Source organism: Streptomyces sp. PSU-S4-23 (genome assembly GCF_055632315.1).
Genome location: NZ_JBVMUU010000002.1, coordinates 4,008,136 through 4,022,759, shown reverse-complemented (window position 1 = coordinate 4,022,759; position 14,624 = coordinate 4,008,136). Strand labels below are relative to the sequence as shown.

At 72.7% G+C, this 14,624-nt stretch carries 17 protein-coding genes and 1 tRNA gene; 13 read left to right on the top strand and 5 right to left on the bottom strand.

Features of this window, described 5'->3' with window-relative positions; all coding sequences use genetic code 11:
- Positions 1 to 89: 89 nt before the first annotated feature.
- The 3 genes from ACZ79I_RS18375 to ACZ79I_RS18365 all read right to left on the bottom strand — a co-directional run bounded on the left by ACZ79I_RS18375 (position 90) and on the right by ACZ79I_RS18365 (position 2,683).
- Entirely contained in the window at positions 90 to 821 is a 732-nt protein-coding gene (locus ACZ79I_RS18375) for a nucleotidyltransferase family protein (RefSeq protein WP_471498600.1), read from the bottom strand.
- Positions 822 to 889: 68 nt separating this feature from the next.
- A complete protein-coding gene (locus ACZ79I_RS18370; protein ID WP_471498599.1) occupies positions 890 to 1,345 on the bottom strand; it encodes a hypothetical protein in 456 nt (151 codons plus the stop codon).
- Between the two features lie 201 nt (positions 1,346 to 1,546).
- Positions 1,547 to 2,683 (bottom strand): ABC transporter ATP-binding protein, encoded by a 1,137-nt coding sequence (locus ACZ79I_RS18365; protein WP_471498598.1) that lies wholly within the window; start codon positions 2,681 to 2,683, stop codon positions 1,547 to 1,549.
- Between the two features lie 225 nt (positions 2,684 to 2,908).
- Here ACZ79I_RS18365 and ACZ79I_RS18360 point away from each other — a divergent pair.
- The 13 genes from ACZ79I_RS18360 to ACZ79I_RS18300 all read left to right on the top strand — a co-directional run bounded on the left by ACZ79I_RS18360 (position 2,909) and on the right by ACZ79I_RS18300 (position 12,397).
- Positions 2,909 to 2,982: transfer RNA gene (locus tag ACZ79I_RS18360), tRNA-Thr, on the top strand.
- 105 nt (positions 2,983 to 3,087) lie between these two features.
- Positions 3,088 to 3,477 (top strand): BlaI/MecI/CopY family transcriptional regulator, encoded by a 390-nt coding sequence (locus ACZ79I_RS18355; RefSeq protein ID WP_471498597.1) that lies wholly within the window; start codon positions 3,088 to 3,090, stop codon positions 3,475 to 3,477.
- Between the two features lie 28 nt (positions 3,478 to 3,505).
- Positions 3,506 to 4,450 carry a M56 family metallopeptidase gene (locus ACZ79I_RS18350; RefSeq protein ID WP_471498596.1) on the top strand — a complete coding sequence of 315 codons (945 nt, stop codon included), beginning with the start codon at positions 3,506 to 3,508 and terminating at the stop codon, positions 4,448 to 4,450.
- A 129-nt stretch (positions 4,451 to 4,579) separates the two neighbouring features.
- Positions 4,580 to 5,230, top strand: a complete 651-nt coding sequence (locus tag ACZ79I_RS18345; protein ID WP_471498595.1) for a phosphatase PAP2 family protein — start codon at positions 4,580 to 4,582, stop codon at positions 5,228 to 5,230.
- Positions 5,231 to 5,379: 149 nt separating this feature from the next.
- The gene (locus tag ACZ79I_RS18340; RefSeq protein WP_471498594.1) at positions 5,380 to 5,652 is read left to right on the top strand and encodes an SHOCT domain-containing protein; all 273 of its coding nucleotides are present in this window, start codon (positions 5,380 to 5,382) and stop codon (positions 5,650 to 5,652) included.
- Positions 5,649 to 6,293: a hypothetical protein gene (locus ACZ79I_RS18335; RefSeq protein ID WP_471498593.1), complete on the top strand. Its 645-nt coding sequence runs from the start codon at positions 5,649 to 5,651 to the stop codon at positions 6,291 to 6,293. The genes ACZ79I_RS18340 and ACZ79I_RS18335 overlap by 4 nt, the downstream gene beginning before the upstream one ends.
- A gap of 730 nt (positions 6,294 to 7,023) precedes the next feature.
- The gene (locus ACZ79I_RS18330; RefSeq protein WP_471498592.1) at positions 7,024 to 8,181 is read left to right on the top strand and encodes a SchA/CurD-like domain-containing protein; all 1,158 of its coding nucleotides are present in this window, start codon (positions 7,024 to 7,026) and stop codon (positions 8,179 to 8,181) included.
- A gap of 103 nt (positions 8,182 to 8,284) precedes the next feature.
- A complete protein-coding gene (locus tag ACZ79I_RS18325) occupies positions 8,285 to 8,746 on the top strand; it encodes a cupin domain-containing protein (RefSeq protein ID WP_471498591.1) in 462 nt (153 codons plus the stop codon).
- Positions 8,743 to 10,011 carry a beta-ketoacyl-[acyl-carrier-protein] synthase family protein gene (locus tag ACZ79I_RS18320; protein WP_471498590.1) on the top strand — a complete coding sequence of 423 codons (1,269 nt, stop codon included), beginning with the start codon at positions 8,743 to 8,745 and terminating at the stop codon, positions 10,009 to 10,011. The genes ACZ79I_RS18325 and ACZ79I_RS18320 overlap by 4 nt, the downstream gene beginning before the upstream one ends.
- Positions 10,008 to 11,246: a ketosynthase chain-length factor gene (locus ACZ79I_RS18315; RefSeq protein WP_471498589.1), complete on the top strand. Its 1,239-nt coding sequence runs from the start codon at positions 10,008 to 10,010 to the stop codon at positions 11,244 to 11,246. Before ACZ79I_RS18320 ends, ACZ79I_RS18315 begins: the two co-directional genes overlap by 4 nt.
- A gap of 58 nt (positions 11,247 to 11,304) precedes the next feature.
- On the top strand, positions 11,305 to 11,562 hold the full coding sequence (locus ACZ79I_RS18310; RefSeq protein WP_381084493.1) for an acyl carrier protein: 258 nt from the start codon (positions 11,305 to 11,307) through the stop codon (positions 11,560 to 11,562).
- Between the two features lie 2 nt (positions 11,563 to 11,564).
- Positions 11,565 to 12,044 carry an SRPBCC family protein gene (locus tag ACZ79I_RS18305; RefSeq protein ID WP_471498588.1) on the top strand — a complete coding sequence of 160 codons (480 nt, stop codon included), beginning with the start codon at positions 11,565 to 11,567 and terminating at the stop codon, positions 12,042 to 12,044.
- 20 nt (positions 12,045 to 12,064) lie between these two features.
- The gene (locus ACZ79I_RS18300; protein WP_381084497.1) at positions 12,065 to 12,397 is read left to right on the top strand and encodes a TcmI family type II polyketide cyclase; all 333 of its coding nucleotides are present in this window, start codon (positions 12,065 to 12,067) and stop codon (positions 12,395 to 12,397) included.
- A 66-nt stretch (positions 12,398 to 12,463) separates the two neighbouring features.
- Here ACZ79I_RS18300 and ACZ79I_RS18295 read toward each other — a convergent pair whose 3' ends face one another.
- Positions 12,464 to 13,492, bottom strand: coding sequence for a methyltransferase (locus ACZ79I_RS18295; RefSeq protein ID WP_471498587.1), 1,029 nt, complete (start codon positions 13,490 to 13,492; stop codon positions 12,464 to 12,466).
- Between the two features lie 46 nt (positions 13,493 to 13,538).
- The gene (locus ACZ79I_RS18290) at positions 13,539 to 14,594 is read right to left on the bottom strand and encodes a right-handed parallel beta-helix repeat-containing protein (RefSeq protein ID WP_471498586.1); all 1,056 of its coding nucleotides are present in this window, start codon (positions 14,592 to 14,594) and stop codon (positions 13,539 to 13,541) included.
- Positions 14,595 to 14,624: the final 30 nt, after the last annotated feature.

Genomic DNA, 14,624 nt, shown 5'->3' with positions numbered 1-14,624 from the left:
CGGGCCCGGCACACACGGTGTGCCGGGCCCGTCGCGCCGCATGCCGGGCCCGGCGCGGCGTCCGCCGGGCGTCGGCGTGCGGCGCGGCGTCAACGTCCCAGCGTCGACAGTTCCTTCGCCGCCTCGGTGAGGTCCTTGGCCGTGTCGATGGCCCGCCAGTACGCGCCCTGGGGAAGGGGGAAACCGGCCAGACGGCGCTCCCGGGCCAGGCGGGGGAAGGTGGTCCGCTCATGGTCGCCGCGTTCGGGGAGCAGCGTGGCGAACTCGGCGGAGAAGACGTACACGCCCGCGTTGACCTCGTACGTCGTCGGCGGGGCCTCGATGAAGTCGGTGACGCGGCCGAAGCCGTCCGTCTTGACGGCGCCCCACGGGATGCGCGGGCGTGCCAGCGCGAGGGTGCCGACCGCGTCGCGCTCGGTGTGGAAGTCGGCCATGTCGCGCAGCGAGAAGCGGGTCCAGATGTCGCCGTTGGTCGCGTACCAGGGCCTGTCGGGGTGGGGGAGGTGCTTGGCGGCGTACCGGAGTCCGCCACCGCGGCCGAGCGGCTCCGTCTCCACGACGGTGGTGACGCGGACGGGCAGATCGGCCGAGTCCAGCCAGCTCTGCAGGACGTCGGCGAGATGGCCGCAGGAGACCACGACGTCGGTGACGCCCTCTTCGGCGAGCCAGGTGAGCTGGTGGCCGATGATCGGGGTCCCGGTGCCGGGGATCTCCACCATCGGCTTGGGCCGGTCGTCGGTGTACGGACGCAGCCGTGAGCCCTGGCCACCGGCCAGGATGACGGCTTGAACGGGGCGCGAGGCGGCGTTCGGATCGCTCATGACCGAACTGTACGTCGCGCCCCGTCGGCCTCCTCGCCCGGCAAGCGGTCCCGGCCGGAGGCGGGGCGTCAGCCGTGCTGGGCCGACACGCCCGAGGCGAAGGACGTGTCGCAGACCGGGCGGGCGTAGGACTGGGCGCGCGAGGGGCCGTACACGCGGACCGCGGCGCGGCCCAGCGCGCGGGCGATGGACGCACAGTGCCTCGCCAGCGACGGGCGGCCGTTGACGGCCTGCTGGAGGTGCGTGAGCGCGACGCCCGGATCCTTCTCCTGGAGCTCCAGCAGGAGCCTGTCGCGCAGCACGTCCTGCGGGGCGCGGCTGGAAGCGCGCGTCGAGACGTCCGCCGACGAAGCCTCCGAGGCGGCGAGGACCGAGTCCGAGGGGCTCCCCGTCCAGTTGACGCGGGTGACCGCCAGTGTCCCGGACAGCACCAGGACGACGGGCAGAACGAAGGCGAGGGTGCGGCCGACCCGGCGGGCGGGGCCACGGCCGCGCCGTGTCCGTGGAGTAGAGGAATGCTTCACGCGAGTGAGAGTAGCGCGGCGTAGTGATTTGGCGACATTTAGTCACCGGTTCGAGGGATGAGAAACCCGTGATTTCCGGGTAAGGGGTTGACGCGGCCGATCGAAATGCCCTCTGTGCCGGGGTATTTGGAGAGGTATTCGGAGAGCACGAGGAGGGCCCCGCGGTCCGCCGCGGGGCCCTCCTCGTCAACCCGGGTCGTCTCAGTCGGAGAGGCGCTCGCCCGTCGACGTCGAGAACACGTGGGTCTCGCCCGGCCGCGGCACGACGTGCAGCTGCGCGCCCTTCTCCGGCACCTGGCGGCCGCCCACGCGGACCACCAGGTCCTTGGTCTGGCCGCCGACCTCGGCGCTGCCGTAGACGTAGCCGTCGGCGCCGAGCTCCTCGACCACGTTCACGGACACGGCCAGGCCGGCCGGGGCGTCGTCGGTGTCCTTGGACAGGGACGAGGCGGCGGACCCGCCCAGCTCGACCACGTCGAAGTGCTCGGGGCGGACGCCGACGGTGACCGTGCGGTCGCCCCGGTCGGCGGCGGCCTTCAGGGCCTCGCGGTTGACCGGCACGACGCTGTTGCCGAACTTCACCCCGCCGTCGGCGATCGGGACCTCGACGAGGTTCATGGCGGGGGAGCCGATGAAGCCGGCGACGAACAGGTTGGCCGGGCGGTCGTACATGTTCCGCGGCGAGTCCACCTGCTGGAGGATCCCGTCCTTCAGCACGGCCACGCGGTCGCCCATCGTCATGGCCTCGACCTGGTCGTGGGTGACGTACACCGTGGTGATGCCGAGGCGGCGCTGCAGCGAGGCGATCTGGGTGCGGGTGGAGACGCGGAGCTTGGCGTCGAGGTTGGACAGCGGCTCGTCCATGAGGAACACCTGCGGCTCGCGCACGATGGCGCGGCCCATGGCGACACGCTGGCGCTGACCGCCGGAGAGCGCCTTCGGCTTGCGGTCCAGGTACTCCGTGAGGTCGAGGATCTTGGCGGCCTCCTCGACCTTCTGCCGGATCTCCGCCTTCGGCACACCGGCGATCTTGAGCGCGAAGCCCATGTTGTCGGCGACCGACATGTGCGGGTAGAGCGCGTAGTTCTGGAACACCATGGCGATGTCCCGGTCCTTGGGCGGCAGGTGGGTCACGTCGCGGTCGCCGATGCGGATGGCTCCGGCGTTGACGTCCTCGAGTCCCGCCAGCATGCGCAGCGAGGTGGACTTGCCGCAGCCGGACGGGCCGACCAGGACGAGGAACTCCCCGTCCTCGATCTGGATGTCGAGCGCGTCGACGGCGGGCTTGTCGGAACCCGGGTAGATCCGGGTCGCCTTGTCGAACGAGACAGTGGCCATGGTGAATGGGCCCCCTTCACCGGCAGGAACGTGCCGGACGATCCGTTGTAAAGGTGGTTGCCACTACGGGGTTCCGTTGTGGTGTAGTCCACAAGAGTGAACTGGCTCAGGACGGTACCCGGCGTTCACCTCCCCTGTCAGCACCCGGTGGACTGTGAACTTCGCGGAAATTTTCGACGGGACCGGGCCGGGACCTGGGTAGACTGCACGGGCGCACCTGCGCACGCCTCCTTAGCTCAGCTGGTCAGAGCGCCGCTCTTGTAAAGCGAAGGTCGTCGGTTCGAATCCGACAGGGGGCTCTGTCCGGCCCCGGACCGCTGGTCCGGGGCCGTTGCGCAGCCTTTGCACGGCCGTGGAAGCACGCACCGCACCACGGCACGACGAGTGAGGGAACGACGAACCCCATGGACGGCGACGCACACGGCCGGGGTCCCAGGTTGCCCAACGGAGCGCGCGAGGCCGAGCTCCTCGGGCTGCTGCAGCGGGCCGGGGCCGCGCTGACCCCGGGCGAGGTCGCCGAGCGCCTCGGCGGCGAGCTGACCTACAGCACCGTGGTGACGATCCTCACCCGCATGCACGCCAAGGGCCTGCTCACCCGGACCCGGCGCGGCCGGGCCTACGCGTACGCTCCCGTGACCGACGACGCCGGGCTCGCCGCCCGCCGGATGCGTACGGTCCTGGAGGCGCGATCCGACCGGGAGGCGGTGCTCGCCCGCTTCGCCGACGGTCTGTCCGCCACCGACGCGGACCTGCTGCGGCAGTTGCTCGGCCCCGAGCCGGACAGCGGCGACTGAGCCCGGCGACCGTACGAGAGGGGCCCGGATGCGCATCGTCGTCTACCTTCCGCTGCTGCTGCCCCTGCTGGCCCCGCTGGGCGCCCGGCAGGTGTCGCAGCGCTGCGAACCGCGCCTGGCCACCTGGCTGCTGACCGTCTCCTCGCTGGTGCTGGCGGTGGCGAGCACCGTCTCGCTGGGCCTGCTGACCATCGCCGGGCTGGCCCTGGTGCCCGGGATCGCCGGGCTCGGTCACTGGTCGGTGCCCGTCGCGCGGCGCGCGGATCCCACCGAGCTGTCCGTCGCCCTGATCGCCGGGCTGCTGCTGGGCGGCGCGCTGGTCACCACGGCCCGTATGCTCTGGCGCCGCACGGGGGCCCTGGCCGCTGCCGCGCTGGACGCGGCCTGCATGCCGGCGCGCGACGGACTGGTGGTCGTCGACGATCCGGCACCGGACGCCTTCGCCCTGCCCGGACTGCCCGGCCGCGTCGTCGTCTCCACCGGGATGCTGCATGTGCTGGACGCGGGCGAGCACGAGATCCTGCTCGCCCACGAACGCGCCCACCTGGCCGCTCACCACTACGCGTTCGTCGCGCTGGCCCAGTTCGGTGCCGCCGCGAACCCGCTGCTGCGCCCGCTCGCCGGCGCCGTCCCCTACACCACCGAACGCTGGGCCGACGAGGACGCGGCCGCCGCCACGGGCGACCGCGCCCGTGTCGCCCGCGCCGTGGGCAAGGCCGCCCTCGCCGCCCGCCGGGCGCCCGCCCGTTCCGGCCCGCCGGGAGCAGCGCTCGGCATTTTCGGCCGCCGCCGTGGTCCCCTGGCCGGCGCCGGACCCGTGCCCCGCCGGGTGGCCGCCCTGCTCGCGCCGCCGCCCGGCCGCCATCCCCTGCTCGTCGCCGCCACCGTCGCGGTCCTGCTCGCCGCGGCCTGGTCCAGCGCGGAGGCCGCGCACGACCTCCATCTGTTCCTGGAGACGATCGGCGCCTGGTGAGCGCCGCCCTGCCGCGGCGGGTCCGGTGTACCGCCCGAACTTTTACGCGCGTGTAGATGTTAGGCTGCCGTTCACCCTTCCGCACCCAGGTGTTACCGCGGTCTCCGCCTGCCCGAAAGATCCCGCCTGATGACCTCCCTCGCACCGCTCCACCTCGCCTTCGACGGCTCCCGCGTCGACGGCTCGCTGTTCACCTCGGTCACCGACTTCGCCCGCGCCACTCCCTGGCTCAACACCCCCGTGGAACTGTCGACCAACCTCGGCCTGGGCGTCTTCGCCGTCCTGATGGTGATGGGCTGGTGGCGGGCCCGTCGTCGCGACGACTCCGCCATGGCCCTCGCCCTGGCCGCCCCGGTCAGCGTCGTCGTCGCCTTCGCCGTCGCCGAAGTGATCAAGAAGCTGGTGGCGGAGGGCCGTCCCTGCCGCGCCCTCCCCCACGACTACTACGTCGACGCGTGCCCCGCCCCCGGCGACTACGCCTTCCCCAGCGGCCACACCACCACGGCCGCCGCCACCGCCGCCGCGCTGTTCCTCCTCGACCGCCGGCTCGGCGCCGTCGCCGCCGTCTGCGCGCTCCTGGAGGGCTTCACCCGCGTCTACGTCGGTGACCACTACCCGCACGACGTCCTCGGCGCCGTCGTCATCGCCGGACCCGTCGCTCTCGTCGCCGCCCTGGCCCTGCGCGGCCTGGTCCGCCCCCTGGTGTCCCGCCTGCGCTCCGGCGGCGCACTCCGGCCGCTGCTGATCGCCCGCCCCGCCGCCCCCGACTCCGCCGGGTGAGCGGTCCGGGGCGAGGCCGCGCCGGCACGCCCATCGGGCGCCCTGCACGCGGTGCCGAGCGGTCCGGCATCAGGGCCGAAGGGCCCTGCCGTGCCACCCGGACACGGCGGAGAGTGAAAGGAAGAACCCTCCTGCGGAGGTGAGCCGCGATGATGTACTGGGACGGCGGCGGCTGGGCGTGGATGGCCTTCATGCCCCTGCTGTGGATCGCGCTGATCGCCCTGGCGGTGTGGGCGGTGGTCCGCCTCACGCACCACACCGCGCCCGGCGACGGCGGCACCCACCGCGGGCCGGCGCCACGCGAGACACGCGAGACACCCGAGGAGATCCTCGACCGGCGTTTCGCCTCCGGCGAGATCGACGCCGACGCCTACGCCGAGGCCCGCAAGCACCTGGCCGCTCACCGGCCGAGGCCCCGATGACCGCCTGGCCGCGGGGCCGGTGGCTGCCCCTGACCGTGCTGGTCGTCGCCGTGGCGGCGCTGATCGCCTCACTGGTGTGGGTGACGGGCAGCGGCGGCGGGTACCACGGCCCCCGCGGCCCCCATGCCCCCCGGACGATGGTGGGCGCCGTCACCCGTGAGGGGCCCGTGCGTACTCTCGCCGACGCCGACCGGGCCGCCGGGCGCTTCGCCGAGCGGTGGAACCTGCACGTCGGGGAGGTCATGCAGTTCAGCAACGGCTACTACGCCGAACTCCTCGGCCCCGACGGCAAGGGCGCGACCGAGGTCCTCGTCGACCCCGGTGGCACGGTCCGGCCGGAGTTCGGCCCGGCCATGATGTGGAACACCGCCTACGGCATGATGCCCGCCGGCGCCGGGACGGGCACCCCGGTGATCGGCGCCGACCGGGCCGTGCGGATCGCCGACCAGTGGCTGCGCGAGCACCGGCCCGGCCTGCACGCGGCCGAGCCCGAGGCGTTCCCCGGTTACCACACCCTGCACACGCTGCGCGGTGACCGGATCACCGGCATGCTCTCGGTCAATTCGTATACCGGCGCGGTCTGGTACCACACCTGGCACGGCCGGTTCCTGGGGATGCAGGACCAGCCCGCGCACCGGTGAGGCGATCGCGATCGGGGCCGGGACCGCGCCGCCGCGGGGCGGCCGGCTCCGCGACGACCGGGGTCGTTCACGCGTGTCAGGGGCCTGCCCGGCGGGAGGCGCGAGCCGGCCCGTGGATTCCGGCCGCGACGAGTGCCGGCGTCGCCTCCCGGGGCCCGGGGCGGCCGGGTCCTCCGCGTCGCGGGCCGGGTGGGGCGCCGGCCGCGGCAGCCATCGGCCCGCCGGGGGCCGCGTCCCGTGACGCCGTGAACCGCCCTTCCCGGACCGCCGGTGAGGATCCGTACCGGCGCCCGTACCGGCGCCCGCACCGGCGGCCGGAACGGCGGTCGGCATCCGGGCCGGACGGGCGTCCCGGACGGCGACACCCTGGCTCGCTCCCGGGTGACGTGATCACTCCTTCGGGGACCGCGGCCCGCGGCCGCCGGTCGCCGCGGGCGGCGGGGGGCGCGCCCAACGGGTCTGCGCCACAGCCGTGTTGAGGCTTCTGATCACGGCGGCCCCGGACGCAAACGGCGCGTCGTCCGCACGGGTGGCGAGGGGTCCGGCGGGCCGGCGGGCGGGGGCCGCGCAGGATCTCCCGCACGCTCCGGGAGCGGGCCCCGCACGCCATCACCCACGTGGTTCATACGAGTCGCGCACTCCTGGGGACCGGCACAGGGTGGAGGAACGCTGACGTCGCGTCACCCGCGGCCGTCGTCGACCTCTGCCCCGCGAAGGAGATGTGCGCAGGATGACCACAACGTCTGACCGTGTTTCAGAGCCAGCGACGCGACAGGTGTCCAAACGGGTCTCCCAGTCCGTGTTCGATGGTTCCAGGCTCCGTGTCGTCCTCCTGGTGGACGTCTACGACGGAGCCCAGCAGCAGTTCCTGGAGGCGTACGAGCAACTGTGCAACCAGGTCGCGTCCGTCCCCGGGCATGTCAGCGACCAGCTCTGCCAGTCGATCGAGAATCCCTCCCAGTGGCTCATCACCAGCGAGTGGGAGAGCGCCCCGCCCTTCCTCGACTGGGTGAACAGCGAGGAGCACGTGCAGATGGTGAAGCCGCTGCACAGCTGTGTCCGCGACACCAGGTCGCTGCGCTTCCACATCGTCCGCGAGACCGGCAGCGAGGCATCGGGCTCCCGGCCCGGGCGGCGCCGGCTGCAGACGTCGCCCCGGATCGGGGACGGCGTGATCCGCCACGCGCTCACCTTCACCGTCAAGCCGGGCAGCGAACCGACGGTCGCCAGGATCCTCGCGGACTACGCCTCGCCCGAGGCGAAGGTCGACGACACCACACGGCTGTGCCGCACCTCCCTGTTCATGCACGGCAACCGGGTCGTGCGGGCCATCGAGGTGCGCGGCGACCTGCTCGCCGCGCTGCGCCACGTCTCCCGGCAGCCCGAGATCCGGGCCGTCGAGGAGGCCATCAACCCGTATCTGGAGCAGGAGCGGGACCTCGCCGACCCGGAGTCGGCGCGGGTCTTCTTCACGCGGGCGGCGGTCCCGGCCGTGCACCATGTGACGGCGGACCAGGAGTGCCCGGAGGCGGAGCGGCACGCGCTGTGCTATCCGGCCCGGCCGGGCTGCGGCACGCGGCTGGCCCGGCTGCTCGCCCAGCGGGACGAGGCGGCGGCGGACGACCCGCACAGCCCGGTGTGCAGCAGCACGATCTTCCAGCGCGACGAGATCGTGGTGCGCCTGATCGACATCCGCGGCGGTCTCGAGGCCGACCCCGCCCTGTCCCTCGGCCTGCCGGACCCCGGGCAGGTGGCGGAGCTGACGACGCTCCTGGACGGCCGCGCCGTCGGTGCGGACGGTTCCGCGCTCAAGCACGGCGACCTCGCCCGCTTCCTCGCGCTCGCCCGCATGGATCTCATCACCGACCGCCGGTCGCCCGAGGTCTGACCCGCGCGCCGGCGGGCCGCGGCCCTGACCCGCGCCGGCGGGCCGCGGCGGCGCGGCGGCCGGCCCCAGCCCATGTCGACGCAAGCCCTATCGGAGGAACGACGTGATCAAACCCCGTCCCAGAATCGTGGACCTCAGCGAGATCGACCCCAACCGCAGGCGCGGCGGTGATCTGCGCGCCATGCTCACCCCCGCCACGGTCGGCTCCACCAGCGGTTTCATGGGCGTGGCCATCGTGCAGCCCGGAGAGCGCATCGGCGAGCACTACCACCCGTACTCCGAGGAGTTCGTGTACGTCGTCTGCGGCCGCCTCGAGGTGGATCTGGACGGCGAACCCACACCGCTGCGACCCGAGCAGGGGCTGATGATCCCGGCCTATATGCGGCACCGCTTCCGCAACGTCGGTGACGTGGAGGCCCGGATCGTCTTCCATCTGGGCCCGCTCGCCCCACGCCCGCAGCTGGGTCATGTCGACACGGAGGAGACGGACGCCGTCGCCGTCGCCGCGGAGGGAGCCGGGGCGGGCGGTGCCCGGCCGGCCGACCGAGGTCAGGTCCGTTCATGACCCGGCGCGTGGCGGTCACCGGCATAGGCGTCGTGGCACCGGGCGGCATCGGCGTCCCGGCGTTCTGGGATCTGCTCGCCAACGGCCGTACCGCGACGCGAGGCATCACCTTCTTCGACCCGGCCGGCCTCCGCTCGCGGATCGCCGCCGAGTGCGACTTCGACCCGGTGGCCTGCGGACTGGACCCGGAGCAGATCGAACGCGCCGACCGCTACATCCAGTTCGCCCTGGTCGCCGGTCAGGAGGCGGTACGGGACGCCGGCCTCGACCTGGCCGGGGAGAACCCCTGGCGGGTGGGGGTCTGCCTGGGGACGGCGGTCGGCGGCACCACCCGTCTGGAGCACGACTACGTCCTGGTCAGCAACCGCGGGCAGCGCTGGGACGTGGACCACCGCGAGGCGGGCCCCCATCTGCACCGCGCGTTCTCGCCGAGCACGCTCGCGTCGATGGTGGCGGAGCGCTTCGGGGCCCGCGGGCCGGTGCAGACGGTCTCCACCGGCTGCACCTCGGGGCTGGACGCGGTCGGGTACGCCTTCCACACCGTCGAGGAGGGCAGGGCCGACATCTGTGTGACCGGCGCGTCGGACTCGCCGATCTCCCCGATCACCATGGCCTGCTTCGACGCGATCAAGGCGACGTCCCCGAACAACGACGACCCCGCGCACGCCTCCCGCCCCTTCGACGCCCACCGCGACGGGTTCGTCATGGGCGAGGGCGGGGCGGTGCTGGTCCTGGAGGAGCTGGAGCACGCCCGCGCCCGCGGCGCCCACGTGTACTGCGAGATCAGCGGCTACGCCACCTTCGGCAACGCCTACCACATGACCGGTCTGACCGGCGAGGGACTGGAGATGGCCCGGGCGATCGAGGACGCGCTGGACCACGCGCGCCTCGACGGCTCGGCGATCGACTACGTCAACGCGCACGGCTCGGGCACCCGGCAGAACGACCGGCACGAGACGGCCGCGGTGAAACGGGCCCTGGGCCCGCACGCGTACGCCACCCCCATGAGCTCCATCAAGTCCATGGTGGGCCACTCCCTGGGGGCGATCGGGGCGATCGAGGTCGTGGCCTGCGTGCTGGCCCTGGTCCACCAGGCCGTACCGCCCACCGCGAACTACGAGACCCCGGACCCCGAGTGCGACCTGGACTACGTCCCGCGCGTCGCCCGTGAGCGGAGGCTGGGCAGCGTGCTCTCCGTGGGCAGCGGGTTCGGCGGCTTCCAGTCCGCGGTGATCCTGACCCGGCCGAGGGAGAGGACACGATGAGCGCACCGCGAACCCGGCGCGCGGCCATCACCGGAATCGGTGTGGTCGCGCCCAACGGAACGAGCACCGACACCTTCTGGAAGTCCACGCAGGAGGGCGTCAGCGTCCTGGACCGGATCACCCGCGAGGGCTGCGACCACCTGCCGCTGCGGGTGGGCGGGGAGGTCCGTGCCTTCGACCCGTCGGTGATCGAGGAACGCTTCCTCGTCCAGACCGACCGGTTCTCCCACTTCGCCATGGCCGCCGCCGACCGCGCCCTGGAGGACGCCCGGCTGGGCCAGGCCGATGTCGACGGGGCGCCGTTCTCGGCGGGCGTGGTCACCGCGGCCGGCTCCGGCGGCGGCGAGTTCGGGCAGCGGGAGCTGCAGCAGCTGTGGGGGCGGGGCAGCCGCTTCGTCGGCCCCTACCAGTCCATCGCCTGGTTCTACGCCGCCAGTACCGGCCAGATCTCCATCCGCCGCGGGTTCAAGGGCCCCTGCTCGGTGGTCGCCGCCGACGAGGCCGGCGGTCTGGACGCCCTCGCCCATGCCGCGCGGGCCGTGGAGCGCGGCACCGATGTGATCGTGGCGGGTTCGACCGAGGCGCCGCTGGCCCCGTACTCGATGGTCTGCCAGCTCGGCTACGAGGAGCTCAGCACCCTGGACGACCCGGCGCGGGCCTATCGCCCGTTCACCGCCGGTGCCTGCGGGTTCGTGCCCGCCGAGGGCGGCGCCATGATCGTCGTGGAGGAGGAGACCTCGGCCCGTGACCGGGGCGCTCCCGTGCGGGCCACCCTGGCCGGGCACGCGGCGACGTTCACCGGCGCCTCCCGCTGGGAGCTGTCGCGGGAGGGGCTCGCCCAGGCCATCCGCGGTGCCCTGGACGAGGCCGGCTGCGCCCCCGAGCAGGTCGACGTGGTCTTCGCCGACGCCCTCGGCATACCCGAGGCGGACCGTGCCGAGGCGCTGGCGATAGCCGACACCCTGGGCGCGCACGGCAGGCGCGTGCCGGTGACGGCGCCCAAGACCGGCATCGGCCGGGCCTACTGCGCGGCGCCGGTGCTGGACGCCGCGGCGGCGGTGCTCGCCATGGAACACGGCCTGATCCCGCCCACCCCCAACGTCGTCGACGTCTGCCATGACCTCGACCTGGTGACCGTCCGCGCCCGTGCCGCAGAGGTGCGCACGGCGCTGGTCCTCAGCCGGGGACTCATGGGGTCGAACACGGCGCTCGTGCTGCGGCACGGCACCCCGTAGGCGAACGACCGAAGAAAACGACGACTCATAGCCACCCGGAGTAAAGGAGAGGAACGGTATGAGTGCCCAAATCACCGTGAATGAACTGGCCGAGCTCATGAAGAAGGCCGCCGGAGTCACCGTCTCCCCGCAGGAACTGGAGCAGCAGTACGACTCGGGCTTCGACGTCCTCGGTATCGACTCGCTCGGCTTGCTCGGCATCGTGGGCGAACTGGAGAACCGGCACGGCACGCCGATGCCTCCCGACGCGGAGCGCTGCAGGACGCCCCGGCAGTTCCTCGACCTCATCAACAGCACCCTCATGGCAGGAGCCTGACCATGGCCGGACACACGGAGAACGCCGTCACCATCGCCGCGCCGGTGGACCTCGTCTGGGACATGACCAACGACCTGGAGAACTGGCCGCACCTGTTCAGCGAGTACGCGGCCGTCGAGGTCCTGTCCCGCGACGGGAACCGGACGACGTTCCGGCTGACCATGCACCCCGACGAGAACGGCACCGTCTGGAGCTGGGTCTCGGAGCGGGAGACGGACCGCCGGGCGCTGACCGTCAAGGCCCGCCGTGTCGAGCCGGGGCCCTTCGCCTACATGAACATCCTGTGGCGGTACGAGGAGGTCGCCGACGGCACCCGGATGGTGTGGACGCAGGACTTCGAGATGAAGCCGGACGCGCCGGTCGACGACGACTGGATGACGGACAACATCAACCGGAATTCCAAGGTCCAGATGGCCCTGATCCGGGACCGTATCGAGAAGGTCGCCGCCGAGCACCGGCCCGCGCCGGCGCTGAGCGACTGAGCCGGACGGAGGACAGGCGGATGCACCAGGCACTGATCGTCGCCCGCATGGCTCCGGGGTCCGCCCCGGACATCGCCAAGGTGTTCGAGGAGTCGGACCGGGGAGAACTGCCGCACCTCGTCGGGGTCGCCCGGCGCAGCCTCTTCCAGTTCGGCGAGGTGTACCTGCACCTCATCGAGTCCGAGCGGGAGCCGGGCCCGGCCGTCGCCAAGGTGGCCGACCACCCCGCCTTCAGGGACATCAGCGAGCGGCTGTCGGCGTACGTCAGTGCGTACGACCCCGCGACCTGGCGCTCCCCGAAGGACGCGATGGCGCACTGCTTCTACCGGTGGGAGCGGGACGGCGGCGCCTGAACGCCCCCACGGCCACGGGTCGCCGGGTCCGCGCACGACGCGGGCCCGGCGACCCGTGTGCCGGGGTCATCCGGGGACGGTGCAGTCGAACGCGTGCAGATAGGGGTTGACGGGGCGGATCGAGTCGATGACCAGGCCCGCCCCCGTCAGCCGGTCGACCATGCTCTGGGTGGTGTGCTTGGCGCCGCCGACGTTGAGGAGCAGCAGCAGGTCCATCGCGGTGCTGAACCTCATGGAGGGGGTGTCGTCGACGAGGTTCTCGATCGCCACGACCCGCGCTCCGGGCCCGCCCGCCTCGACGACGTTGCGCAGCGTGCGGGCGGTGCTGTCGTCGTCCCATTCCAGGATGTTCTTGATGATGTACACATCGGCCCGCACCGGGACGGCCACGCGGCAGTCGCCGGGCACGATCCGCACCCGCTCGGCGAGCGCGCCTCCCTCGCGCAGCCGCGGATCGGCGTTCTCCACCACGCGCGGCAGATCGAGCAGGGCGCCCCGCATCGACGGGTACTTCTCCAGCAGACGCGCCACCACATGCCCCTGGCCGCCGCCGATGTCCGCGACCGACGAACTGCCCGACAGGTCGAGGAGCTCCGCGACCTCCCGCGCGGACTGCTTGCTGGAGGTCGTCATGGCGCGGTTGAAGACGTCGGCCGACTCCGGGGCGTCCTCGTTGAGGTAGTCGAAGAACTCCTTGCCGTACAGGTCCTGGACCACGTTGCGTCCGGTGCGCACCGCCTCGTCCAGCCTCGGCCACGCGTCCCAGGTCCAGGGCTCGGTGCACCACAGGGAGATGGCGCGCAGGCTGTGCGGATCGTCCTCGCGCAGCAGCCGGGACATCCCGGTGTGCGCGAACGTCCCGTCCTCGTTCTCCGTGAAGACGTCGTAGCAGGACAGGGCCCGCAGCAGCCGCCGCAGCGGCCCCGGCTCGGTCTTCACCGCGGCCGCGAGGTCCTCCACACTCATGGGCCGGTCCGCCAGCGCGTCGGCGACACCCAGCCGGGCGGCCGCGCGGAGGGCGGCGGCGCACGCGGCCCCGAACGCGAGTTCCCTGAGCCGCATGGACGGTGGTGGGGCGGGGGTTGCGGTCGTCATGTGCCGACCTTCCTCTCTGGGTCCACAGGGGGGTATGGCCGGGCGGTCAGCACAGTCCCGCCGGCCGGGACGCCTGGCAGGTGTTGCCGTGGAAGGCGTTGGCCTTTCCGGTGTCCCGGTCGACGAGGTCCGCCGGGCCGTTGCCCCGCAGCGTGTTGTGGCTGATGCGGTTCCGGTCGTTGGGGACGCCGACCATGCTCTTGAAGAGCACGACGCCGCCCGAGAAGGGCGAGGTGCCCGTGTTGCCGCTGACCACGTTCCGGGTGACCAGGGTGTCCACGACGCCGGTCAGGACGATGCCGGAGCCCTGGCGGAAGGGCAGCCGGGCGGTCTTCGGGCAGAACCGGTTGTTGTCGTGGACGAGGTTGCCGCTCACGGTCACGGCCCCGGTGGGCGGCGCGTTCTCGTCGCCGACGACGAACATCCCCACGCAGTTGCCGCCGATGTCGTTGTGCGCCACGATGACGTTCCTGACGCGTCTGACGGAGGCGCCGACCCGGTTGCCCTGCAGCCGGTTGCGCGCGATGACCGTTCCGCCGGTGTCCGTGGCTCCCGTCTCGGTGTCGAGCGTGTTCACGAGCATGACTCCCGCGTCGCCGTTCTCGCGGACGGTGTTGTCCACGACCGCCCCGCGGGTGGCCCGCTCCAGCGCGATGCCCCACTGGCGGTTCTTCTCGGCGGTCACCCCGTGGACGGTGAGCCGGTCGGACCGTGAGGCCCACAGGCCGTTCTTGGCGAAGCCGGACACGGTCAGCGCGCTGATGGTGGTGTCGCGGACCGGGTGGTCGTCCGTTCCCTCCACACAGATCCCGTTTCCGGCCCGGGCGCAGGCGTCGGCGGCCGCGGCGGCGGGCGCGATCACGGTGCCCGGGCCCGCGCCGCGCAGGGTCAGCCGCGAGGTGGTCACCCGGACGCTCTCACGGTAGGTGCCGGGGGACAGGAGGATGGTGTCGCCCGGCACGGCGGCGTCCACCGCCTTCTGGATGGAGTCCCCGGGGTGCAGCAGCCGGGTCGTGGGGGTGGTGGCGGGCGGTGCGGCGCCGAGGCCCGTTCCGGCGAGCACTGCGGCGCATACGAGGGAGGCGATGTGGTGCTTCGTCACGTTCATTACGCTATGACCGGATGAGCCGTC

Bases quoted from the DNA above. Each gene is read 5' to 3' on its own strand.
- ACZ79I_RS18300 (WP_381084497.1), top strand. From the start codon at position 12,065: ATGCACCAGGCACTGATCGTCGCCCGCATGGCTCCGGGGTCCGCCCCG.
- ACZ79I_RS18365 (WP_471498598.1), bottom strand. From the start codon at position 2,683: ATGGCCACTGTCTCGTTCGACAAGGCGACCCGGATCTACCCGGGTTCC.
- ACZ79I_RS18320 (WP_471498590.1), top strand. From the start codon at position 8,743: ATGACCCGGCGCGTGGCGGTCACCGGCATAGGCGTCGTGGCACCGGGC.
- ACZ79I_RS18335 (WP_471498593.1), top strand. From the start codon at position 5,649: ATGACCGCCTGGCCGCGGGGCCGGTGGCTGCCCCTGACCGTGCTGGTC.
- ACZ79I_RS18295 (WP_471498587.1), bottom strand. From the start codon at position 13,492: ATGACGACCGCAACCCCCGCCCCACCACCGTCCATGCGGCTCAGGGAA.
- ACZ79I_RS18345 (WP_471498595.1), top strand. From the start codon at position 4,580: ATGACCTCCCTCGCACCGCTCCACCTCGCCTTCGACGGCTCCCGCGTC.
- ACZ79I_RS18355 (WP_471498597.1), top strand. From the start codon at position 3,088: ATGGACGGCGACGCACACGGCCGGGGTCCCAGGTTGCCCAACGGAGCG.
- ACZ79I_RS18310 (WP_381084493.1), top strand. From the start codon at position 11,305: ATGAGTGCCCAAATCACCGTGAATGAACTGGCCGAGCTCATGAAGAAG.
- ACZ79I_RS18375 (WP_471498600.1), bottom strand. From the start codon at position 821: ATGAGCGATCCGAACGCCGCCTCGCGCCCCGTTCAAGCCGTCATCCTG.
- ACZ79I_RS18330 (WP_471498592.1), top strand. From the start codon at position 7,024: ATGACCACAACGTCTGACCGTGTTTCAGAGCCAGCGACGCGACAGGTG.
- ACZ79I_RS18305 (WP_471498588.1), top strand. From the start codon at position 11,565: ATGGCCGGACACACGGAGAACGCCGTCACCATCGCCGCGCCGGTGGAC.
- ACZ79I_RS18340 (WP_471498594.1), top strand. From the start codon at position 5,380: ATGATGTACTGGGACGGCGGCGGCTGGGCGTGGATGGCCTTCATGCCC.
- ACZ79I_RS18315 (WP_471498589.1), top strand. From the start codon at position 10,008: ATGAGCGCACCGCGAACCCGGCGCGCGGCCATCACCGGAATCGGTGTG.
- ACZ79I_RS18350 (WP_471498596.1), top strand. From the start codon at position 3,506: ATGCGCATCGTCGTCTACCTTCCGCTGCTGCTGCCCCTGCTGGCCCCG.